Genomic DNA, 21,629 nt, shown 5'->3' with positions numbered 1-21,629 from the left:
ACGTCGGGGCGTCGGGGTCGCGACGCTGCGCGGCATCCGGCAGCGGTGCGCGCAGCCTACTGCGGCTTCCATACGCGGCCATCCGTGGAACGGAAGCGGCCGCCGGTGGCGCAGCATCCGCCCGCGCCCATCGCCATTTCGCCAATCTCGGCTTCCACCATCTTGCCCACGCGGCTTAACGACTGCCGCTGGCAGTCCATGAACGATGGGTAGAACTCGGGTTCCAGCACCTTGGTCCAGCGGCGCGCGCCGGATGCACTTTCCGGATCGGCTTCGTTCAGGTAGACCTCGCAATCATTGACGATCAGGTGCACCGGCTGGCCGTTAAGGTCGCCCTTGAACTCGCGGTTGGGCGTCAGGTCTTTGAACAGGCGCTGTTCCAGGGTCAGCTTGGGCGGGCCGGCGGGGTCGTCGCAACCGGCCAGCAGCGGCAGGGCAAGGCCCACGGCCAACAGCGCAAGGGCACGGCGCGAGGGCTTGCAAGAGACAGCGGGTGTGGTCATGGAACGGGCCTGTTGTGGAGTGGCCCGACAAATCGTCGGACCGATTTTTTCGACATCTTACCGGTCGCCTGCAACGCGTCGGCGCGCTCTTGGCGCAGCCGCCGCAGCACTTCGGTGGGCGCCACGCCGAAGTGCGCGGCAAATTTTCGCTGGAACGTGCGGCGCGACATATGGCAGGCATCGGCCATGTCGTCCACCGTCCAGCGCGCCGACAGCTTTGCCTCGATCTTCTCGACCAGGTCCCGGAACGGCGCGGCCACGCGGTCCTGCAAGCGCAGCGTTTGGCTGTATTGGCGCTGATCGCCATCGCGTCGCATGAAGACGACCAGGCGGCGGGCCACTTGCTGCGATAGCGCGGCGCCAAAGTCGCGTTCGATCAGCGCCAGCGCCAGGTCGATACCCGCCGTCACCCCCGCCGACGTCCAGTACTTGCCGCTTTCGATAAAGATGCGGTCGTCTTGCACGCGCAACGCCGGGTACATCAGCCGGAGCCGGTCCGCGGATCGCCAATGCGTGGTGACCGCGCGGCCATTGAGCAGGCCGGCGGCGGCCAGCACGAAGGCGCCCGTGCAAACGCTGCACGTACGCGGGGCAAGGGCGTCGCGGCGTCGCAGCCAGGCCATGGTTTCGGCGTGCGCGCTGGCGCGATCCACCCCCGGGCCGCCCGGCACGAACATCATGTCGATCGGTGCATCGGCATCGTGTTCGAAGGTGCCGTCCACCTGCATGCGCAGCCCCTGTTCCCAGGTGGCGACCACCGGCGTTGCCGCGATGGTGCGCAGTTGGTAGAGCGGTTTGCCGGCCTCTTCGTTGGCGGACGTGAATGCCTGCCACGGGCCGGCCAGGTCCAGCGGCTGAAAGCCGTCGTACAGCAGGAACAACACGCGTTGTGGCGCAAATTCATCCGCTTCTGGCGCACCGGCGCGGGCGCGTCCGCCTATGCTGGACGCTGGCGTTTTCAAGGGAGCATCGTCATGCATGTGAATTTTCTCTTGTTCGAAGGGCTGACCCAGCTGGATATGACCGGGCCCTACGAGGTCTTGGCGAACGCGCCGGGCTTCACGGTGGATTTTGTCGCAAAAACGCGTGATCCGGTACGGTGCGATCGCGGCTTGCAGTTCGTGCCCACGCAAACGCTGGCGTCGGCGCGGCAATGCGACCTGCTGGTGGTGCCGGGCGGGCCGGGCACGGATGATGCCATCGTCGACGCCGATTGGGTGGCCTTCACGCGGCGGCAGGGCTTGGCGGCGCGCTATGTATTCGGCATCTGCACCGGTTCGTTGTTGCTGGGCGCGGCGGGGTTGCTGCGCGGCAAGCGGGCGTCCAGCCATTGGCGCGCGCGCGAACTGCTGTCGCGGTTTGGCGCAGTCCCCAGCGAAGAACGGCTGTGCGTGGACGGCAACACCTATACGGCCGGTGGCGTCACCTCGGGCATCGACATGGGCTTGAAGGTGGTGGCGGCGCTATGCGGCGAAGACGTCGCCAAGCTGATCCAGTTGCAAATCGAGTACGACCCCAAGCCGCCGTTTCCCGGCGGCACGCCAGCCACCTCCGAGCCCGCCGTGGTCCAGCGTTATTTGTCGATGTCGCAGGCGCGCTTTGACCGTCGCGCCGCCCGGGTGGATCAGGCGGCGGCGAACATGCCGCCGTGAAAACAGGCGGGGCTACTTGCTCAGGTGGTCCAGCGGAAGCGGGCTTTGCGGTTTAACGGTTTGAATGGCGAAGTTGCTGCGGATGTCTTTCACGCCGGTCAGCTTCAATAGCGTGCCCAGCAAAAAGCGCTCGTAGCCGCGCAGGTCCGGCACCACCACTTGCAGCAGGAAGTCGGACTCGCCCGATACCAGGTGCGCCGCAATGACTTCGGGCAGGGCGCTGACTTCCTTGCGGAACTGCTCGGCGTCGCGCTCGTGGTGTCGCTCGACCTTCACCCCGACGAACACCGTCAGGCCCAGGCCCACTTCGTCAGGCGCCAGCCGCGCTTCGTAGCCCTGGATGACGCCCGATTCTTCCAGCATGCGCACGCGCCGCAGGCAGGGCGATGGCGACAGGCCAATCTGCTCGGCCAGCTCTACATTGGTCAGGCGGCCGTTCTTCTGCAAGGCCTCGAGAATGCGGCGGTCGTAGGCATCCAGTTCGTGTTTTGGCATGGGTGATGGAAATGGGGGGATGTATTGGCTTGATGTGCCAATCATCATAGTTCCCTTGGCATGAATCGCAAGCACATGCCAGCCCGATTTCCCTAGAATCACCGCGTTAAACAGCATGCGTGGGAGCGCGGATATGGCCGATATGGCGTTGTTTCTTGGGGCTTTGCTGGTTGTATACGTGGTGCCCGGCCCGGACATGATCCTGTTGCTGGAAACCGGCGTGCTGCGCGGGCGCGGGCAGGCGCTGGCGGTGGCGGTCGGGCTGGCCATTGCACGCGCCGCGCACGTTACCTTGGCCGCGCTGGGCCTGGCGGCCTTGTTCAAGACCCATCCCTGGGCCTTCGACGCCGCGCGCACGGTGGGCGGGTGTTATCTCATGTGGCTGGGCGTGAAGCTGTTGCGGGCCAAGCCGGTCGTGCTTGACGCCACTGGCCCGCAGGCGGCGCGCGGCAAGGGCCTGGGCGCCGCCTTGCTAAGCGGCGTGTTGACCAATGTGCTCAACCCGAAGGCCCTGCTGTTTTGCTCGGTGCTGCTGCCGCAATTCGTGTCGCCCGCGCAGGGGTCCATCGGGCAACAATTTGCGGTGCTGGGCGTCATTCTCGTCAGCTTGGGGCTGACGTTCGATGTGATCTGCGCCTTGGCGGGCGGGGCGGTGGGGCGCTGGATGTCTGCCAGCCCCCGCGCCCAGAAAGTGCAAAGCGTGGTCTTCGGCACGGCGCTGATCGCCTTCGGCCTGCGCCTGACCTTCGCGCAGCGCCCGGCGTGATGCCGGCAGGGGCGGACGCCAGGCATCGGCCAGACGCCCATCCCCAACCGCACGCCGCGTCCTGCCCCTTTACTTGCCGAACGCAAACTCCCCGGCGTCCACGTCGTCGTTGTCCACCTGCTCTTTCACGGGCGGGGGCGTGGCGCCGTCTTGCAGCATTTCGGCCGGCGTCATGCCCTTGGTCAGTTCCAGGGCCTGGCGTTCGAACAGGCGCCGGTACAGGCCACCCTTCAAGCGGATCAGCTGGTCATGGCTGCCTTCTTCAATGATGCGGCCATGGTCCATCACCAGCAGTCGGTCCAGCGCGCGCACCGTCGACAACCGGTGCGCCACCACCAGCGTGGTGCGGCCCACCATCAGGCGGTCCATGGCCTGCTGGATCAGTACCTCGCTTTCGCTATCCAGGCTGGAGGTGGCTTCGTCCAGGATCAGGATGGGCGAATCCGCCAGGAAAGCCCGCGCAATGGCCACGCGCTGGCGCTCGCCACCCGACAGCTTCACGCCGCGCTCGCCCACCAGCGTGTCGTAACCCTTGGGCAGCGACATGATGAAATCATGCGCGCTGGCCAAGCGGGCGGCCTTCTCGATCTCGGCCTGCGTGGCGCCCGGGCGGGCATACGCGATGTTCTCCGCCAACGTTCGGTGAAACAGTACCGGGTCCTGCTGCACGATCGCGATCTGGCTGCGCAGCGACGCCTGCTTCACTTGGGCAATGTCTTGCCCGTCGATCGTGATGCGGCCTTCGTTGACGTCGTACAGGCGCTGGATCAGCTTGATGAACGTGGTCTTGCCCGACCCGGAATGCCCCACCAGCCCGACGCGTTCACCCGGCGCGATGCGCGCCGAGAACTTGTCGTACAGCGGCGTGTTGTGCGCGCCATAGCGGAACGTCACATCTTCAAAGCGGATCTCGCCCGCGCTGACGCGGATGGCGCCCGCGCCCGGCCGGTCAGCCACGCCCAGGGGCTGGCGTTCCATCGCCACCAGTTCTTCCATGTCGTTGACCGAGCGTTGCAGGTTGCGGATGTGCATGCCCACGTCGCGCAGATAGCCTTGCAGCACGAAGAACATCGTGAGCGTGAACGTGATGTCGCCCACCGTGGCCTGGTTGCGCGACCACAGCAGCAAGGAGGCGCCCAGGATAGCTGCCTGCATCGCCACCAGCATCGCGCCCTGGATGCCGCCGTTCAGCGTGGCGCGTACCCAGGTGCGGCGCGTGCGGTTGCGCCACTTGTTCACCACGCGGTCCAGGCGTACTTCTTCGCGCGTTTCGGCGCCGAATGCCTTGACCACCGCGTTGCAGCTGACGGCGTCCGCCAGCGCGCCGCCCATGCGCGTGTCCCAGGCGTTGCCCAGGCGCGCGGCCGGCGCCACATAGCCCAACGACAGCGCCACGGTAACGGCGATGTACAGCACCGAGCCCAGCCCAACCACCAGCCCCATCACCGGCCAGTGCGCGCCCAGCAACGCCGTTGCGCCCACCAGCATCACCACCGACGGCAACAGCGCGATCAGCAGCGTGTCGTTCAGGATGTCCACGGCCCACATGCCGCGCGTGATCTTGCGCACGGTGGAACCCGCGAAGCTGTTGGCGTGCCAATCCGTCGAGAAGCGCTGCACCCGATAAAAGGCGTTGGACACGATGCCGTTCATCATCTTCAACGTAAACGTGATGATGTTCTGGAACACCGCCTGACGCAGCAGCGTGCCGCCCACGCCCAGCGCCACCAGCAGCCAGAAGGCGGTGATGGCGGCGCTCCAGGCCAGCGCATCGCCGGACGAGCCGGACGCCACGGCGTCGACCAGGCGGCCGGCATACATCGGCGTCAGGATGTCGGCGACGGCCGACAGCAAGGCCAGCAGCACGATGACCAGCGTGCGCCACGGCTGGAAGGCCCAATGCCGAAAGGTAAAGCCCAGGACGTCCTTGAAGGCCTGTCCTCGTAAGTCGATTTTTTTTCTAGCCATAACAATGGCCTGGCGGCACAAGACACGCCAGGATGTCCTTGTGATGAAAGCGGGGATGACATGCCGGGCGCAATGAGCGCCGGCGACTGCGTTTATGTTTTTGGGGCGGGCACGGAGGACCAGTCGCTAGGTAACGGTCTAGCGATGGGTCCGCGCGGGCGACGACTTAATGGCGTCGCGGGGACACGCGCGGGACGGCGTACGGCATGGGGTGATACATCATGCGGCCTCCCTGGCGGTAAGTGAAGTGAGTGAAAAAGAAATGGGCAAACGCCCGAATTGCTGATTCTATAGAGATGAGTTAAGGGAATCAACGGGGCGCCGCGCGCGCGGGCCGCCGATGTGGGTTTTTTTCAACGCGGGCGGCTGCGTGGCCGGAAGGAGGCGAAGCCGGCCCAGCATTGCTGCGTGAAGTCGTACAGCGCATCTTGCGCCGTCAACGGCGTGCGCCCGGCCAGGCGCGCCAGCACGTAATGGCCTTGGCGCTGCGGGTCGGGCGGCAAGGGCACTTCGACAAGTCGCCCGGCCTCTTGCTCGCGCTGCGTCACGCAGATCACGCCCAGCAGCAGCGTGTCGGTATGCAGCGCCAGATCCGCCAGCGGCTCCAGGTTTTCGCAACGCAAGGTGACCATCTGCTCGGGCGCGCCACCCGGACCCAGCGTCTCGGCTAGCCGCAGCGAGACCTCGGGGCTCAACGTGCTGGACGCCACCGGGTACTGCCGCACGTGCTCGATACCAACCTGCTTGTGCGCCAGGATGGGGTGGCCGGGGCGGCACACCATGCCGGCGCGCAGCGGCGCCAGCGGGCGGGTGACGATGTCGGCGGCGTCATACAGCATGCGCGCATCGCACACCATGGCGTCGATGCGTTCCCCGCGCAGCATGTCCAGCAACGCGGCGGTGGCGCCCAGTTCGACACCGACGCGCACCTGCGGGCGATTGGCCGCCATGTGCGCCAGAAAAGGCGACAGCAGCAACGAGGCCGGCGTGGGGCTCAGGCCGATGGTCAACGTGCCGGAATCGCCACTGTGCAGCGACTTGAGTTCGCGTTGCAGCTCGGCTTCTTCGAAGCGCATGCGACGCGCGCGTTCGGCCACGCAAGCGCCATAGGGCGTCAGGTGAACCTGGCGGGTGCCCCGGTCCAGCAACGGCAAGCCCAGCTCGGCCTCCAGCGCCTGGATGCTGCGGCTTAAGGCGGGCTGCGACAAGTTCACCTTTTGCGCCGCCAGCGAAAAAGTGCCGTATTCCACCACCGCCAGCAGGTGCTTGAGCTTTTGAAAATCCATAACCTTTCCGCATCAAAGTCATGACATAAATGCATTGGCATTATAAGTAATGCCTTCTTATCATGGTCCCGGACGGCGCCCGACAGAGGCGCCGCATCCCACGCCTGGGCACTCGCACGATGGGCGCGGCTTATCAATTCGGAGACAGATTCAATGAAGCAGCATTTGTTGTCGGCCGCCATCCTGGCGGCCTGCGCCAGCGTGGGCGCGGCCCCGGCCCTGGCCTTGGAAACATCCCGGAACGCGAATTCCGCCCAGCCTGCCATGCAAGGCTCGGCGCCCGTATCCGCCACCGGCGGCCAGGCGTCCCCGGCTGCATCCAAGGCCGTCACCATCCGCCGCGATGGCTACGGCATGCCCCACGTGTACGCCGACACGGTCTACGGCCTGTTCTATGGCTACGGCTACGCGGTGGCGCAAGACCGCTTGTTCCAGATGGAGATGGCGCGCCGCAGCACGCAGGGGCAGGTCGCTGAAGTGCTGGGCGAAAAAATGGTGGCGTTCGACAAGTCCATACGCGGCAATTTTTCGCCCGAACGCATCCAGCGCCAGCTGGCCGCGCTGCCCGATTCCGAACGCCAGATTCTGGACGGCTATGCCGCCGGCATGAACGCGTGGATCGCGCGCGTGCGCGCCCAGCCCGACACGCTGATGCCCAAGGAATTCAACGACCTGCAATTTCAGCCGATCAACTGGACAGCCTATGACGTGGCCATGGTGTTCGTGGGCACCATGGCCAACCGGTTTTCGGATGCCAACAGCGAGGTCGACAACCTGGCCCTGCTGACCGCCTTGAAGGACAGGCACGGCGAGGCGCGCGCGATGCAGATCTTCAACCAGCTGCGCTGGATGACCGATAGCCGCGCGCCTACCACCGTGCCCGAAGAAGAGGGCGTGTATCGGCCGGGAGCCCCGTCGGCCTCGGCGCCGGCAGCGGCCAAGCTGTCGTATGCCTTGCCGCGCTACGACGGCACGCCGCCCATGCTCGAACGCGTGGCGCGCGACCCGCAGACGCGCGGTGTGCTGTCCGATACGCCCACCGACAACGCCACCGACCCCGCCGCCGATGCACCTGCCCGCATGCTGGCGCAGTTCGCCGAATCAGGCCAACCCGGCATCGCCGGCTTTCCCACCACCAGCAATATGTGGATCGTGGGTCGCGAGCACGCCAAGGACGCCAGGTCCATCTTGCTCAATGGCCCGCAATTCGGCTGGTGGAACCCCGCCTACACCTACGGCATCGGCCTGCACGGCGCCGGGTTCGACGTGGTGGGCAACACCCCGTTCGCCTATCCCAGCATCCTGTTCGGCCACAACGCCCATGTCACCTGGGGCTCGACGGCCGGCTTTGGCGACGACGTGGACGTCTACGCCGAAAAGCTCGACCCCGCCGACCGCACCCGTTATTTCCATGACGGCCAGTGGAAGACGATGGAAAAGCGCACCGAGCTGATCCCGGTCAAGGGCGGCCAGCCGGTGCTGATGGACGTGTACCGCACGGTGCACGGCATCGTCACCAAGTTCGACGACAAGCAGCATGTGGCCTACGCCAAGGCGCGCGCCTGGGAAGGGTACGAGCTGCAATCGCTGATGGCCTGGACGCACAAGGCGCAGGTGCGCAACTGGGACGAATGGAAGCAGCAGGCCGCGCGCCACGCGCTGACCATCAACTGGTACTACGCGGACGATCGCGGCAATATCGGCTACGCCCACACCGGTTTTTATCCCAAGCGCAAACCCGGCCACGACCCGCGCCTGCCCGTGCCGGGCACCGGCGAAATGGACTGGGACGGCATGCTGCCGTTTGCCACCAATCCGCAGGTCTACAACCCGCGCCAAGGCTTCATCGGCAACTGGAACAACCAGCCCATGCGCGGCTATCCGTCCACCGACTTGTTCGCCATCGTGTGGGGCCAGGCCGACCGCTACGCCGAAATCGAAACGCGCCTGAAGGCCATGACGGCCAACGGCGGCAAGGTCAGCGCGCAGCAGATGTGGGACCTGATCCGCACCACCAGCTACGCCGACGTGAACCGCCGCCATTTCCTGCCATTCCTGCAACGCGCGGTGGCGGGCCTGCCGGCCGATGATGCCCGCGCCAAACTGGTGGCAGGGCTGACCGCCTGGGACGGCATGGGCACCAGCGATAAGCAGCCGGGTTACTACGACAACGTCGGCCCGGCGGTGATGGACGCGTGGCTGCGCGCCATGCTGCGCGCGACCTTGGCCGACGACATGCCGGCCGATTTCTTCAAGTGGTACAGCGCCACCGGCTATCCCACACCGGCCGCGCCGGCCGTGGGTTCGCTGAACCTGACGGTGGGCGTGAAGGTGTTGTTCAACGCGCTGGCCGGCCCCGATGCCGGCGTGCCGCAGACTTACGACTTCTTCAACGGCAAGCGCCCCGAATCCGTCACGCTGGCCGCGCTGGACGATGCCCTGGCCACCTTGCAAAAGACCTATGGCCAGGACCCGGCCGCGTGGCGCATTCCGGCCGCGCCGATGGTGTTTGCGCCCAAGAACTTCCTGGGCGTGCCGCAGGCGGACGACAAGGCGGTGCTGAGCTTTCCGTCCACCCAGAACCGGGGCACTGAAAACAACATGACGGTGTTCGACGGCAAGGGCGTGCGCGCGGTGGATGTGGTGGCGCCGGGGCAAAGCGGCTTTGTCGCCCCGGACGGCACAGCGTCCGTCCACTCGCGCGACCAGTTCGACATGTACCGGGACTTCGGCAGCAAGCGTGTCTGGTTCACGCCCGCCGAAGTGCGCGCCAACGCTAAGTCGGTAGAGACGTTGCGCTACTGACCGCGTAGCCGCCCTGGTGGCTGGCCAGGCGCGCATAAGCCCCTTGCCTGGCAAGCAATTGGTCGTGCGTGCCGGCCTCGGCCAGCGTGCCCCGGTCCAGTACCAGGATCAGGTCGGCATTGCGAATGGTGGACAGGCGGTGCGCAATGACCAGTGTTGTGCGGTGCTGCATCAGCGCATCCAGCGCGCCTCGCACCTGTAGCTCGGACAAGGTGTCCAGGTGCGAGGTCGCTTCGTCCAGAATCAGCACGGGCGCATTCTTCAAAAAGGCGCGCGCAATCGAGATGCGCTGGCGCTGGCCGCCGGATAACTGCATGCCGCGTTCGCCGACGGGCGTTGCCAGACCGTCGGGCAGTTGCTTCACGAAGTCGGTCAGCGCCGCCTGGTCCAGCGCGCGCGCTACCTCGTCGGGCGTGGCCTCGGGGCGCGCCAACCGGATGTTTGCCTCCAGCGTGTCGTTAAACAAATACGTGTCCTGCGTGACCAGCGCCACGCGGTCGCGCAGACCGTCCAGTTGCAGTTGGCGCACGTCCATGCCGTCCAGCTTGACCGCGCCCAGGCGGGGGTCCCAGAAGCGCAGCAACAGGCTGGCCACCGTGCTTTTGCCCGCGCCCGATGCGCCCACGATGGCGACCGTGGCGCCGGCCGGCACCTTGAAGCTAAGGTCCTTCAGCGTGTCTTCCTCTTTGCCCGGATACGCGAAGGTCACGTGTTCAAACGCCAGCGCCAGACCGTGCGTGGCCACGGGCGGCGCCAGCGGTCCGTCGGTCACGGGCTCGGGTTCGTTGCTGACCACATGCAGCCGGCGCGTGGCCGCGATGGTGTCCGCCAACTGGCGGCTGACTTGCGAAATTTCGGAAACGGGCAGGAAGGTCGCCATGGCGATCAGCACCAGCAGGGGCAGCATCCCGGCCGACAAGGCGCCGGCCGACACCTGCAACGCGCCCACCACCGCAACCGCCAAGCCGCCCAGCCCCATCGCCACTTCAAACCAGGCGTTCTGCTTGGACAGGTCGCGCAGGATGGCAAGGCGCCGGACGCGGTAGGCGTCGGCCACTTTCAGGAATTCTCCACGGCGGCGGCCGGTGGCCTGGAACGCGGTCAGGTCGGCCAGCCCCTGGATGGTGTCCGTGGCGTGCGCGCTCATTTCGCCCAAGGCCTGGCGCGCCTTGTCGCCCAGGGCGTCCACATGACGGCGGCCGCGCACGGGCGAGACCAGCGCGTACGCCAGAAAGGGCAGCAGCGCCAGCGCCACGGGCCAGCTGTAGACAGCCAAAAAGCCCAGCACCGACAGCGGCACCAGCACCGACACGATGGCCGGGGCGATGGTGTGCGCGTAGAAGTACTCGACCATTTCGACGTCCTGCGTCGCCAGCGCTACCAGGTCGCCAGAACGGCGCTGCAACAGATAGGCGGGCGCCAGTCGTTCCAGCTTGTCGAAAAGCTTGACGCGCATGTCGGCCAGCAACTGATACGCCATCGCATGCGCCAACCACGACTCCAGCCAGTGGAACAGCGCGGCCAGCGGCGCGCAGACCAGCAGGCCGGCGACCAGGCCGCCAATATCGCGGCCATCGCGGATAGCGGCCACGATCAGGGCGCTGAATACGCCGACGCCAATAAAGGCCGCCACGCGCGCCACGCCCAGCAAGATGGTGGCGGTCAAGGTGCCACGCCATGGCCGGACCACGGACAACAAGGTGCCCAGCGTGGCGCGCCAGCCGACCTGTTCGGCGTCGGCGTCCAGCGGGCGCAGGGCAGGGCCCTGGGCGCGGTCGTCGTTGTCTTGCAGGGATTTGGCGGCGTCGGCTGTGCGGGTGTGGGTGGCGTTGACGGGGGCGTCAGCGGGTGCGTTGATGGATGCGTCGTTCAGCGCGTTGAGGGGCGTGTTGATCGATGCCACCGCCACCCCGGCCGACGGATTCTCATGCGCTTCGGCCTGTTCGTGCATCAGCCGGTAATACAGCCCGCGCTGCTGCATCAACTGCGCGTGTGGGCCGGCTTCGACAATGCGCCCGTGGTCCAGCACCAGGTTGCGATCGGCCCCGATCACGCTGGCCAGCCGATGCGCCAGGATCAGCGTGGTGCGGCCCGCCATCAGGCGGTCCAGCGCCTGTTGGATCAGCGCTTCGTTTTCGGTGTCCACCGACGACAGCGCTTCGTCCAGGATCAGGATGGGCGCGTCGCGCAGCAGGGCGCGGGCAATGGCCACGCGCTGGCGCTGGCCGCCCGACAATTGCAGGCCGCGCTCGCCGATGCGCGTGGCATATCCGGCGGGCAGCGCCATGATGAAGTCATCGATATTGGCGGCGCGGGCGGCGGCGCGCACCTGTTCATGCGTGGCGTCCGGCCGACCCAGCCGCAGGTTGTCGTCGATGGTGCCGTGAAACAGCGTGATGTCCTGGCTGACCAGCGCGATCTGCGACAGCAGCGTTTGCGTGTCCAGCGTGTTCACGTCGTGCCCGCCGACGCGGATAACGCCCGTCTGCGGCACGCATTCGCGCAGCAGCAGGCGCACGATGGTGGACTTGCCCGCGCCGCTTGGGCCGACCACGCCAACCCGTTCGCCGGCCGCGATGGTGAACGCCAGCCCCTGATGCGCGCGGCGTTCGGGCGTGTAGGCAAACGCCACGTTGTCGAATTCGATGGTGGGCGCCAGCTTGCCGGATGTGGGCGGCGCGGCAACAGCGTGGCCACCTTGTGCACCGTCTCGGGCCACGGACGCGGGCACGGAAGCCGACACGGAAGCCGACACGGACACAGGCACGGGCGTAAGCGGTTGCGCATCCATCAGCGCATGGATGCTGACGGCGGCGGATTGGCCCAGCATGCCGCGATGCAAGACCGAGCGCAGGTCACGCAACGGCCGGAAGATCTCGGTGCCGGCCATCAGCACGATCAGCAGCGCTTCCACGCTCATGTCGCCAGCGGCCACGCGCCACGCGCCCAGGGTCAGCGCCAGCGCGGCGCCCAGCGCCACGCCCAGATCGCTGATGCCGCGCGTCAGCAAGCTGACGGACAACACCCAGAACGTGTTGTCGGACAAGCTGCGGGCGCGCGCGGCCAAACGCCGGCCCCACGCCTTGCCCTGGCCATAGGACTTCAAGGTGGGCAGGCCTTGCACCGCATCCAGGAAGTCTTCGCCGAACGCATTCAGCGCGCGGGTGCGCGCCTGGCTGGCGCGCCGGTCCAGCATGTGCACGGCCATGGGGCCGAACAGGGCGAACAGCGCCGCCGCCAGAAACACCAGCGCCGTGGGCACGTCCCAGAATGCAATCACCGCAAAGATCGCGAAGGGTGCGACGGCCGCGATGGCCACTTGCGGCAGGTACTGGCCGAAAAACGTTTGCAGCTGCTCGACGCCATCGACCACCGTCAGCATGACGCCGCCGGTGCGCTGGTTGGCAAACCACGCGGGTCCGAGCGCAACGATACGGTCATACAGCTTGCCGCGCAGGCTTTGCTGGATCTGGGCCGATGTGTGGTTGGCCTGCACGGTGCGCCAGTGGTCGAACAGCGCGCGCAGCAGCACCATCGCGCCCACGCACAGCGCGGGCGTGATCCAGTCTTGCCAAGGGGCGCCGTTGAACACGCGGGCCAGCAGCTGGCCCAGGAAGACATAACGGGCAATGCCCGCGCCCAGCGCCAACAGGCCCAGGAAAATGCCGCCCGCCATGCCGGCGCGCAACCCCGCCGTCATTCGCCACAATCGAGAGTCGAAATACATATCAGTGCTCCATCCAGAGCCAGCATGGTCGCTGATCCGACGGCTTCGCGATAGCGAGTGTTTTTCAATCATGGGTTGAGATAAACTCAACCGATGCCCGATCAGCCCAGCCACACGCCACCCCTGGCGGCCCTGCGCGCCTTTGAAGCCGTTGCCCGCCTGGGCAGCCTGAGCCGCGCCGCCGCAGAACTGCATGTCACCAAGAGCGCGGTCAGCCATCAACTGCGGTCATTGGAGGCGGATCTGGGCGTGCCGCTGTTGCGACGGGGTGGCACCGTGCGCCGCGCTGAAACCACCCCGGCGGGCAGCGAGCTTCTGGTTTCCGTACAACAGGCCTTGACCCTATTGGACACCGCCTGCCGCCAGGTTCGCGCCACGGCGCGAGGCAAGCGCCGCTACACGCTGAACGTGTCGGCCAACCCGTCGCTGGCGGCGCTGTGGCTAGCGCCGCGCATCGGCCGCTTCATCGAACTGCACCCGGACATCGGCGTGCAGGTCTATCTGCACGCCAGCCAGGATCCCGCCTGGAAAAGCCAGGATATCGACCTGGCTTTTCTACACGTGCGCACCGGCGGCCCGCATGTGGCCGAGGCCGGCGACATCGCGCTGATGACCGAAACCGTGGTGCCCGTGTGCAGCCCGGCGCTGATCCCCGAAGCCGACCGCAACGACCCGCGCGTGTTCCTGCGGCATCGCTGGCTGGAGGAAAAGCACATCGATAGCCCGGAAACAGACTGGCGAACCTGGAGCCCGCGCCTGGGGCTGGCTGATTCCGATTGGCAGGAACCGATGGTGCTAAGCGGGCTGAGCACCGTCGTGGCCGCCGCCGCCGCGGGCGTGGGCATCGCCTTGGGACGCGCGCCGCTGATCGACGAAGACCTGGCCAGTGGCCGGCTGGTGCCGCTGGTGCCGCAATTGCGGATGCCGGGGTCGTGGGGCTATGTCATGCGCGTGCACGCGAACCGTCCCATGGACGCATCGCTACCCGCGCTGGTGGAATTCCTGGCCGAGGAAGGGCGCGGCAAGGTGGACGCGCAGAATCATGGTGTTCCGCCCGGCTTGCGCGCGGGGGGTGTGGCGGACGCCGCAAGGACATGACGATGAGATGGATTGGGTATGGGACCGGGCCGGGTCGTGCGGCTGTGGCAGGCGTGTGTCTGGGGTTATGGCTGAGCGTTGCGGCGGGTGGGGCAATGGCTGTGGGGATGACGGCTGCGGGGGTGACGGCTGCTGGGGTGGCGGCTGCCGCAGCGCCGGCTGCCGCAGCACCGGCTGCCGCAGCATCGACCGCGGGGGCTTCCGGGGCCACGCTGGCACGGTGGGAAGCCGATGACCGGGCTGCCGGCATCGCGCCGCCCGACACGCCGTGCCAGGACTTTCTGCAAACCCTGGGCAGAAAGCCCGACTATCTTGAATACCTGGGCTGCGAGCAGGACGACGATTCCTACATCCAGCCGATGCGGGCGAACTACCGCGTCAGCGGTTCATCCGCCGTCAAACTGGAAGCCTATCTGATGCACGAATTCGGCATGCCCGCGCTGGAATACGTCTGCTGCGGCTGGGCCAGCCCGGCCTCGTTCGCCTGGCGCGCGGGACCCGGCGGCGTCGCCTACGACATCGGCATGGGCGTCGAAACGCCACGCTTGCCGCGCGCACAGTGGGACCAGATTCCCAGCTTCAACGTCAGCGTCGGCATCGTCCGCAAAAGCCCCTAACGCCGGTCCGACGTCGGCGTCAGGCGCGCGCACCCCGCGGCGCCACATCCCGTGCATGGGATGGGCCGGCTGCGCACGCCGGCCAGGCGCGCGGGCCGGGGCTGATTGCGCTGCTTTAGGTAGTAGGGCTCTTGGGGCTCATCCCCGACGCGCCGTCGTCTGCTTGAGCGCAGCGCCGACCATCGCCTGCACCACCGGGATGACCTTGTCGGCCAGATCCGGGCGGTAGCCGTAGGGGTACGTTTCGTCCATGTAGGTGGACTGGCACATTTCCAGTTGAATGGCATGCACGTTGTCGGCCGGCGAACCGTAGTGGCGCGTGATGTACCCGCCCTTGAAGCGGCCGTTCACCGCCCAGGTGTAGTCCTTGCAAGTGTCCAGTTGCGCCTGCACGGCGGCCAGGATGTCGGGCGCGCAGGCCGCGCCGTCGGACGTGCCGATGTTCAGGTCCGGCAGCTTGCCTTCGAACAGGCGCGGCAGCACGCTGGCGATGGAATGCGCTTCCCACAGCAGCACGGTGCCGTGCTCGGCCTTGATGCGATCCAGCTCGCTGCGCAGCTGGGCGTGATACGGCTGCCAATAGGCTTGCAGGCGGTGTGCGCGTTCGGCGTCGGTCAGCACGCCTTCGTTCTGGTACAGCGCTTCGCCGCGAAAGGTCTGCGTCGGGCACAGGCCGGTTTTGGTCTGGCCGGGATACAGGCTTTCATCGTTGGGCGGGCGGTTCAGGTCCACCACGTAGCGCGAATAACGCGCGCCCAGCACCGACGCACCCAGCGCCTGGGCAAATTGGTACAACGTGTCCAGATGCCAGTCGGTGTCGCCGGACTGCAAGGCCAGCGGCGTCATCTGCGGGCGCTGCGCGTCGGGAATCTGGCTGCCAAGGTGGGGAATGGAGATCAGCAGCGGGGCGGTGCCACGGCTGAAATGGAAAAGATCGCTCAAGGGAAAACTCCGGGGTCACAAAATAAAGGTGCGGCAAATGCGTCGGCCGCGGCGTGGCGCCTATATGCAGGGCGCTTTGGTGTGGCGCCCTTGCGTTGCGCCTGTGTTCAGCGCCTGTGTTCAGCCCATGTGTTTCGCGCCTGTTTAGCGCCTGTATCCTGGGCAACGCACGCCACCGCGACAATTGCAGCAGTTTAATAGACGTTGATAATCAGAAAGTCGTGAAGCAGATCGGTGTGAGGCGGGCTGCCATTGCGCCCGGCATTGCGCCCGGCGTTGCGCCAGGCATCGCGCCCGGCATCGCGCCGAACGCGGCCGGAAGTGTGTAAGGTAGCGGGCATTGCATGATTGAACCGTCGCGCCCGGCAAGGCGCCTGTCGCGAATTGCGCGTCCTTTTATCGGGAGTTCCATGATTGATGACCTGATCCAACTGGGCAAGCTGATCAGCCTGGGTCTGGCGCTGATGCTGCCGTTGGCCAATCCGCTGACTTCCATGACGCTGCTGCTGTCGCTGGGCGCGCAGATTCCCTACAAGGAACGCGAACGCCAGGTTACGCAAGCGGCGTTTTACGTGGTGGGCGTGATGCTGGTCACCTACTACGCCGGCGCGTGGATCATGCATACCTTTGGAATTTCGATTCCCGGATTGCGCATCGCGGGCGGGCTGATCGTGGTCAGTATCGGCTTCAGCATGCTGTTTCCGCCCGCTGAGCCGCGCACGCTGGCCGCCGAAGCCGCTGCCGACGCACAGACACGGCAAACGCCCAACATCGCCTTCGTGCCGCTGGCCTTGCCGGGCACGGCGGGGCCCGGCACCATCGCCATGATCATCAGCGGCGCGGCCTCGGTGGACGCAACCATCACGCCGCAATACGCGCCGTGGGTCGTTGCCGTGACGCCGGTCATCGTGTTCGCGCTGCTGGGCCTGTTGTTCTGGGTGTGCCTGCGATCAGCGGGCCGTATCGTCGCCGTGATCGGGCAAAGCGGCGTTGAGGCCATTTCGCGCGTCATGGGCTTTTTGCTGGTGTGCATGGGCGTGCAATTCGTCATCAACGGCGTCATGGAAATTGTGGGTGTTCATGCCGGTGGCTAAGAGGGCGGTGCGCAGGGCGGCGGCCATGGTGGGACGTGTGCTGCTGACCTTGCTGTTGGCGGCGTCGGCGTTGTGGGGATGCCTGGCGCTGGCCTATCAGGCGCCCGGCGGCAACTGGGGCAAGGGCGCTGCGGGCGTCGCATGGACGGCGCTTTGCGTGGTGGCGATGGTGGCCGTGTGGCGGGCAGCACCGTGGCGACGGCGCGCGGGCTGGGCCTACGTAGTCGGGCTGGCGTTGCTGTGCGCCTGGTGGCAAACGCTGGCGCCATCCAACGACCGCATCTGGGCCGACGACGTGGCCCGCATGTTGCGCGGGTCCGTGCAAGGTTCCGTCGTCACCCTGCAAAACGTCCGTAATTTCGACTGGCGCGCGGACGACGACTACACCGTCCGCTGGGAAACGCGCCAATACGATCTGGACCAGCTCGTCTCCGTTGACATGGCGCTGTCCTACTGGGACGGCCCGGCCATTGCCCATACGCTGGTGTCCTTCGGCTTCGCCGACGGCCGCCACGTTGTCTTCTCGGTTGAAATCCGCAAAGAACGCGGCGAGCAATTCTCGGAAATCGGCGGCTTCTTCAAGCAGTTCGAACTCAGCGTCGTGGCGGCCGAAGAACGCGACATCCTGTATGTCCGCGCCGGGCCGCGTGGCGAAAACGTCTACCTGTACCCGGTCCACATGCCCCCGGACGCCATGCGCCGGCTGTTCCTGTCCTACGTGGACACGGCCAACGCCCTGACCACCACGCCGCGCTTCTATCACACGGTCACCGCCAACTGCACCACGCTGGTCTATCACATGGTCAACGCCATCGTGCCCGGCCTGCCACTGGATTACCGCCTGCTGCTGTCGGGCTACCTGCCCGAATACCTGTACGAACAGGGCGGCCTGGACACCAGTGTGCCGCTGGACGCGCTGCGCAAGCGGGCGGCGGTGGGGGCGCTGACCACGCCGGAGGAGAATCCGGTGGCGTTTTCGAGGCGGATTCGGCGCTGAGCCGCTGGCTGCAACCGGAACGATCACTTTTCCGTCAAATGTTTCCCAGCGTTACGGAACAGTGTTTTCCATCCCCCATTTCACGCTTACTTCACGATTCGTGCGGTACATTTGCTTCCGAGTGTTATTTTCTGCATGCAGTTTTTCATCCGGTTTCCGTGCCGGAGCGTCTTATAAGGAGGGCGTCAGATGTTTTGGCTGGCCCTGTTCATGGCGGTTGTTTTGGTCTTTCTTGGCGCGGTCCTGCTGCGCCAGCCCGGCGTGGCACTTTACGACTGGGCTGCCACGCGCCGAGCTGTTCGTCGTTCTGTCGCCGCTGCGCCTGTCCCGCGCGCGCATGCTCCTGCCGTCAAGCATCCCGCCGCAGCCACATTGAACGGTTAAACGCTTCCTTTGCGCCGCACCGGTGCTTGTTGCCGTCGATGTGATCTGCCACAGAAGTCGAAAAAAAACGCCACCCTTTAAAGGATGGCGTGAATAAAGGCAGCCGCCCGACTCTGCTCAGTTGGGCGGCCCGCAGCCCGCTTAGAAGCGGTGGCGAATGCCAGCGCCCACGGTGCTGATCTTGTTGCCATTGATAAAGGCGGCGCCGTCGGCGTAGGAAGCCAAGGCGTACAAGTTCGTGCGCTTAGACAAGTCGTAGGTGTAGCCGACGCTGTAGATGTCCATCGCGTACAAGTTCTTGTTCGGGTCAGCGCGCTGCCACGAAGCGAAGATGTTGCTGGCAGCGCCGATCGGAGCGCTTACACCAACCATGCACGAGTTGATGCGCAACCCATCCCACGTGAAGCGGCCGTTGGTGAAACCCTGGCCTTGCGCGGAGCCGTGAAAGCAGCCCCGGCATCAACAATAGGCAAGACCGTCCGGATAGATGAAACCGAAAACGACGTAATGGTTCGAGATATACAAATAAGGGCCATATTCGACGGCCTTTCCTGGACAAAGCTAGGATTTTTCAAATATTCGGTTACCCCAGACACATATAAAAACTCACCTTTTATTGCTGCCGTACAACAGTTTCCTGCTTGAAGGCGCGATCAACCGCAGCGGGCGGTGTGGGCAGACGCGGGTGGCACCCAGCACTCGAATGGACCAAGATAGGGACGGACCATGACCGCTGCGCCCGGGCGAAGCGAGTACACTTGTCCGCCGTTTTGCTTTCAGCCCCAGAATTCTCCATGATCTCCACCGCATGCGGCGTCGACTTCGGTACGTCTAACTCCACCGTCGGCTGGAGCCGCCCCGATCAGCGCGCGCTTCTCGCCCTGGAAGACGGCAAGACCACCTTGCCGTCGGCCATTTTCTTCCATGACGAAGACGCCGAGGTCAGCTACGGCCGCGCGGCGATTTCCGATTATCTGGCGGGTTACGACGGACGCTTGATGCGTTCGATGAAAAGCTTGCTGGGCAGTTCGCTGATCGACGGGTCCACGGAAGTGCAGGGGCGTTCCATTCCGTTCCGCGTGCTGCTGACGCGCTTTATCGCCGAGCTGAAGCGGCGCGCCGAAACGGCTGCCGGCCGGGACTTTACGCGCGCCGTGCTGGGCCGGCCGGTGTTCTTTGTTGATGACAACACCACCGCCGACCAGACCGCGCAGGATACGCTGGGCGAGATCGCGCGCAGCGTCGGGTTCACCGATATCGAATTCCAGTTTGAGCCGCTGGCTGCCGCGTTCGACTACGAATCGCAGATTGACCGCGAAGAGCTGGTGCTGGTCATCGACATCGGCGGCGGTACGTCCGACTTTTCCTTGATCCGCCTGGGTCCGGGCCGCGCCGCCAAGGCGGACCGGCGCGAAGATATCCTGGCGTACGGCGGCGTGCATATCGGCGGGGTGGATTTCGACAAGCAACTGAGTCTGGCGCACGTGATGCCCTTGCTGGGGCTGGGCAGCCAGTTGCGTAGCGGCAAGGATGTGCCGTCGACCCAATACGGCAACCTGGCCTGCTGGCACACCATCAACCAGGCCTACACGCGCAAGGCGGCAGAGCACTTTGCGTACATCCGTGCCGAAGCCGGCGACCGCGACAAGATCGACCTGCTGTTGAACCTGGTGAAGCAGCGCGCCGGCCACTGGGTGGCGGTGCAGGTGGAAGAGGCCAAGATCGCGCTGTCTGAAAATCCGGCCGCGCGCATTGATCTGTCGCGCGTGGCCCCGGACTTGGGCGTGGACGTGACGCGGGCCTCGTTTGACGCCTGCGTCAGCCGCCTGATTGAAAAGGTGGAAATCACCGTTGGGGCCTTGCTGCGCGACGCGGGCGTGGCCACGGCCGATGTGGACACGGTGTTTTTTACTGGCGGCTCCAGCCGGGTGCCGCGCTTGCGCGAGACCGTGTCGGCCCTGGTGCCGGGCGCGCGCAGCGTGGAAGGCGACCTGTTCGGCAGCATCGGCGCCGGCTTGGCGCTGGACGCCAGGCGCAAGTTCGACTAAGCCTCTTGCCGTTGCTGGACGCCGGGGGCACGGAGGCCTTGCTTCAGTCCGGCCCTGGACGCCTGAGACGAGCGGGTTCAAGCCCGTGCGCGACCCGTTAATGTGTCGCGCCCGGCGGCGATGGTAAGCTGCAAAGCTTGCCCCGGGGCGGCCCGCCGCCCGCTTGTTTCAACAGACCCAGTTGCCGTCATGACCCGCCCATCTTCTGTTAGCGATACGCATCTTGTCGAAACGCTGGTGACCAGCGAAGCGCCGTTTGAAGGCAGCTTTTTGAAGGTTCGCCGCGATACCGTCAGCCTGCCCAACGGCCACACCGCCACCCGCGAATACATCGTGCATCCGGGCGCTGTCGTGGTGATTCCGTTGCTTGACGACGGCCGGGTTCTGCTTGAACGCCAGTTCCGCTACCCGATCGGTCGCGTCATGACCGAATTCCCCGCCGGCAAGCTCGACCCCGGCGAAGACCCGCTGGTGTGCGGCAAACGCGAATTGCTTGAAGAAACCGGCTATACCGCCGACCAGTGGGCGCATGCCGGCGCGTTGCATCTGGCGATTGCCTATTCCACCGAGATCATCCACATCTTTTTTGCGCGCGGCCTGCGCGCCGGCGACAGGCAACTGGACCAGGACGAATTCCTGGATGTGATCAGCGCCGAACCCAGCGAACTTCTGGCTGCATGCAGCCGTGGCGAAGTCACCGACGCCAAGACCTTGACGTGTGTGTTGTGGATGCAAAACGTCTTGTCGGGCGCGTGGAAGCTGGACTGGCAAGACAACGCCGCCTAGCCGTCACGGCAAGCCAGTCGCCATGGCCGCATTCCCTGTCCTGATCCAGCCGTCCGGCCTGCGTTTCGATGCCGAGGCGGACAGCTCGGTGCTGTTGGCGGCCCAGGCGGCCGGCATCAAGCTGCCCAGTTCGTGCCGCAACGGCACGTGCCGGGCCTGCATGTGCCTGATGCTGGATGGCTCGGTGACGTACGCGGTCCAGTGGCCCGGGTTGTCGCGGGACGAAAAGGAAGAGGGTTGGATCCTGCCATGCGTGGCCCGCGCGACCTCGGCGCTTGAGATCCAGGCCCCGCTTGCCGAGCCGCTTGCGCCTACGGCGCCGGTCGCGCGCCCGTTGACGGGGGCGCGGCGCTGAAGGCGGCCAAGGAAGCCCGAGCGTCCTGAGCTCGTCTATACGCACCCTAAGTCCGTCTCTGCGCGCCTTAAGCCCGTCTCTGCGTGCCCTAAGCCCGTCTCTGCGC

General features: G+C 65.9%; 18 protein-coding genes and 1 pseudogene. 11 read left to right on the top strand and 8 right to left on the bottom strand.

Going from position 1 to position 21,629, the window contains the following annotated elements; genetic code table 11:
* Positions 1-56: 56 nt before the first annotated feature.
* Positions 57-503 carry a hypothetical protein gene (locus KYT87_RS17655; RefSeq protein WP_255593253.1) on the bottom strand — a complete coding sequence of 149 codons (447 nt, stop codon included), beginning with the start codon at positions 501-503 and terminating at the stop codon, positions 57-59.
* Positions 500-1,387, bottom strand: coding sequence for a GlxA family transcriptional regulator (locus KYT87_RS17650; protein WP_219992708.1), 888 nt, complete (start codon positions 1,385-1,387; stop codon positions 500-502). Before KYT87_RS17650 ends, KYT87_RS17655 begins: the two co-directional genes overlap by 4 nt.
* Positions 1,388-1,477: 90 nt before the next feature.
* Between KYT87_RS17650 and KYT87_RS17645 the strand changes: the two genes are divergently transcribed.
* Positions 1,478-2,155 (top strand): DJ-1/PfpI family protein, encoded by a 678-nt coding sequence (locus KYT87_RS17645; protein ID WP_219990473.1) that lies wholly within the window; start codon positions 1,478-1,480, stop codon positions 2,153-2,155.
* A gap of 12 nt (positions 2,156-2,167) precedes the next feature.
* On the opposite strand, the gene KYT87_RS17640 is transcribed toward KYT87_RS17645, so the two are convergent.
* Entirely contained in the window at positions 2,168-2,650 is a 483-nt protein-coding gene (locus tag KYT87_RS17640; protein WP_046804771.1) for an Lrp/AsnC family transcriptional regulator, read from the bottom strand.
* Between the two features lie 142 nt (positions 2,651-2,792).
* Here KYT87_RS17640 and KYT87_RS17635 point away from each other — a divergent pair, with 142 nt between their 5' ends.
* Positions 2,793-3,416 (top strand): LysE family translocator, encoded by a 624-nt coding sequence (locus KYT87_RS17635; protein ID WP_240434072.1) that lies wholly within the window; start codon positions 2,793-2,795, stop codon positions 3,414-3,416.
* Between the two features lie 69 nt (positions 3,417-3,485).
* Here KYT87_RS17635 and KYT87_RS17630 read toward each other — a convergent pair whose 3' ends face one another.
* Entirely contained in the window at positions 3,486-5,384 is a 1,899-nt protein-coding gene (locus KYT87_RS17630; protein WP_046804769.1) for an ABC transporter ATP-binding protein, read from the bottom strand.
* Positions 5,385-5,737: 353 nt separating this feature from the next.
* Positions 5,738-6,670, bottom strand: a complete 933-nt coding sequence (locus KYT87_RS17625) for a LysR family transcriptional regulator (protein ID WP_219990472.1) — start codon at positions 6,668-6,670, stop codon at positions 5,738-5,740.
* Positions 6,671-6,823: 153 nt separating this feature from the next.
* On the opposite strand from KYT87_RS17625, the gene KYT87_RS17620 reads away from it, so the two are divergent.
* Entirely contained in the window at positions 6,824-9,475 is a 2,652-nt protein-coding gene (locus tag KYT87_RS17620; protein ID WP_219990471.1) for a penicillin G acylase, read from the top strand.
* Here KYT87_RS17620 and KYT87_RS17615 read toward each other — a convergent pair.
* Positions 9,447-13,202, bottom strand: a complete 3,756-nt coding sequence (locus tag KYT87_RS17615) for an ABC transporter ATP-binding protein (RefSeq protein WP_219990470.1) — start codon at positions 13,200-13,202, stop codon at positions 9,447-9,449. The two genes, KYT87_RS17620 and KYT87_RS17615, sit on opposite strands and share 29 nt — an antisense overlap.
* A gap of 93 nt (positions 13,203-13,295) precedes the next feature.
* On the opposite strand from KYT87_RS17615, the gene KYT87_RS17610 reads away from it, so the two are divergent.
* Positions 13,296-14,300: a LysR substrate-binding domain-containing protein gene (locus KYT87_RS17610; protein ID WP_255593249.1), complete on the top strand. Its 1,005-nt coding sequence runs from the start codon at positions 13,296-13,298 to the stop codon at positions 14,298-14,300.
* A gap of 95 nt (positions 14,301-14,395) precedes the next feature.
* Positions 14,396-14,917, top strand: coding sequence for a DUF4952 domain-containing protein (locus tag KYT87_RS17605; RefSeq protein WP_219990469.1), 522 nt, complete (start codon positions 14,396-14,398; stop codon positions 14,915-14,917).
* 138 nt (positions 14,918-15,055) lie between these two features.
* Here the strand turns inward: KYT87_RS17605 and hutG are convergent, their stop codons facing one another.
* Complete coding sequence (hutG, locus tag KYT87_RS17600) at positions 15,056-15,859, bottom strand: N-formylglutamate deformylase (RefSeq protein ID WP_219990468.1); 804 nt, start codon at positions 15,857-15,859, stop codon at positions 15,056-15,058.
* 410 nt (positions 15,860-16,269) lie between these two features.
* Here hutG and KYT87_RS17595 point away from each other — a divergent pair, with 410 nt between their 5' ends.
* The 3 genes from KYT87_RS17595 (at position 16,270) to KYT87_RS17585 (ending at position 18,334) form a co-directional block, all read left to right on the top strand.
* Positions 16,270-16,953, top strand: a complete 684-nt coding sequence (locus KYT87_RS17595) for a MarC family NAAT transporter (protein WP_046804762.1) — start codon at positions 16,270-16,272, stop codon at positions 16,951-16,953.
* 25 nt (positions 16,954-16,978) lie between these two features.
* Positions 16,979-17,950, top strand: coding sequence for a DUF4105 domain-containing protein (locus KYT87_RS17590; RefSeq protein WP_255593247.1), 972 nt, complete (start codon positions 16,979-16,981; stop codon positions 17,948-17,950).
* Between the two features lie 189 nt (positions 17,951-18,139).
* Positions 18,140-18,334, top strand: a complete 195-nt coding sequence (locus tag KYT87_RS17585; RefSeq protein ID WP_219990466.1) for a hypothetical protein — start codon at positions 18,140-18,142, stop codon at positions 18,332-18,334.
* A gap of 141 nt (positions 18,335-18,475) precedes the next feature.
* Here the strand turns inward: KYT87_RS17585 and KYT87_RS17580 are convergent.
* Positions 18,476-18,730: pseudogene (locus KYT87_RS17580) on the bottom strand (porin); the annotation flags it as partial.
* Positions 18,731-19,128: 398 nt separating this feature from the next.
* Between KYT87_RS17580 and KYT87_RS17575 the strand changes: the two are divergent.
* The 3 genes from KYT87_RS17575 to KYT87_RS17565 all read left to right on the top strand — a co-directional run bounded on the left by KYT87_RS17575 (position 19,129) and on the right by KYT87_RS17565 (position 21,523).
* Positions 19,129-20,382 carry an Hsp70 family protein gene (locus KYT87_RS17575; protein WP_046804759.1) on the top strand — a complete coding sequence of 418 codons (1,254 nt, stop codon included), beginning with the start codon at positions 19,129-19,131 and terminating at the stop codon, positions 20,380-20,382.
* A 189-nt stretch (positions 20,383-20,571) separates the two neighbouring features.
* Entirely contained in the window at positions 20,572-21,168 is a 597-nt protein-coding gene (locus KYT87_RS17570; protein WP_104144388.1) for an NUDIX domain-containing protein, read from the top strand.
* Between the two features lie 22 nt (positions 21,169-21,190).
* The gene (locus tag KYT87_RS17565) at positions 21,191-21,523 is read left to right on the top strand and encodes a 2Fe-2S iron-sulfur cluster-binding protein (RefSeq protein WP_219990465.1); all 333 of its coding nucleotides are present in this window, start codon (positions 21,191-21,193) and stop codon (positions 21,521-21,523) included.
* Positions 21,524-21,629: the final 106 nt, after the last annotated feature.

It is taken from the genome of Achromobacter sp. ES-001, assembly GCF_019448355.1.
Classification (GTDB): Bacteria; Pseudomonadota; Gammaproteobacteria; order Burkholderiales; family Burkholderiaceae_B; genus Achromobacter; species Achromobacter spanius_B.
Note: the sequence above shows the minus strand (reverse complement) of the source record. Positions and strands in the feature narration are given on the sequence as shown.

Coding starts and splice junctions, on each gene's coding strand:
- KYT87_RS17655 (WP_255593253.1), bottom strand. CDS start 503: ATGACCACACCCGCTGTCTCTTGCAAGCCCTCGCGCCGTGCCCTTGCG.
- KYT87_RS17645 (WP_219990473.1), top strand. CDS start 1,478: ATGCATGTGAATTTTCTCTTGTTCGAAGGGCTGACCCAGCTGGATATG.
- KYT87_RS17640 (WP_046804771.1), bottom strand. CDS start 2,650: ATGCCAAAACACGAACTGGATGCCTACGACCGCCGCATTCTCGAGGCC.
- KYT87_RS17635 (WP_240434072.1), top strand. CDS start 2,793: ATGGCGTTGTTTCTTGGGGCTTTGCTGGTTGTATACGTGGTGCCCGGC.
- KYT87_RS17630 (WP_046804769.1), bottom strand. CDS start 5,384: ATGGCTAGAAAAAAAATCGACTTACGAGGACAGGCCTTCAAGGACGTC.
- KYT87_RS17625 (WP_219990472.1), bottom strand. CDS start 6,670: ATGGATTTTCAAAAGCTCAAGCACCTGCTGGCGGTGGTGGAATACGGC.
- KYT87_RS17620 (WP_219990471.1), top strand. CDS start 6,824: ATGAAGCAGCATTTGTTGTCGGCCGCCATCCTGGCGGCCTGCGCCAGC.
- KYT87_RS17615 (WP_219990470.1), bottom strand. CDS start 13,202: ATGTATTTCGACTCTCGATTGTGGCGAATGACGGCGGGGTTGCGCGCC.
- KYT87_RS17610 (WP_255593249.1), top strand. CDS start 13,296: ATGCCCGATCAGCCCAGCCACACGCCACCCCTGGCGGCCCTGCGCGCC.
- KYT87_RS17605 (WP_219990469.1), top strand. CDS start 14,396: ATGGCTGTGGGGATGACGGCTGCGGGGGTGACGGCTGCTGGGGTGGCG.
- KYT87_RS17595 (WP_046804762.1), top strand. CDS start 16,270: ATGATTGATGACCTGATCCAACTGGGCAAGCTGATCAGCCTGGGTCTG.
- KYT87_RS17590 (WP_255593247.1), top strand. CDS start 16,979: ATGGTGGGACGTGTGCTGCTGACCTTGCTGTTGGCGGCGTCGGCGTTG.
- KYT87_RS17585 (WP_219990466.1), top strand. CDS start 18,140: ATGTTTTGGCTGGCCCTGTTCATGGCGGTTGTTTTGGTCTTTCTTGGC.
- KYT87_RS17575 (WP_046804759.1), top strand. CDS start 19,129: ATGATCTCCACCGCATGCGGCGTCGACTTCGGTACGTCTAACTCCACC.
- KYT87_RS17570 (WP_104144388.1), top strand. CDS start 20,572: ATGACCCGCCCATCTTCTGTTAGCGATACGCATCTTGTCGAAACGCTG.
- KYT87_RS17565 (WP_219990465.1), top strand. CDS start 21,191: ATGGCCGCATTCCCTGTCCTGATCCAGCCGTCCGGCCTGCGTTTCGAT.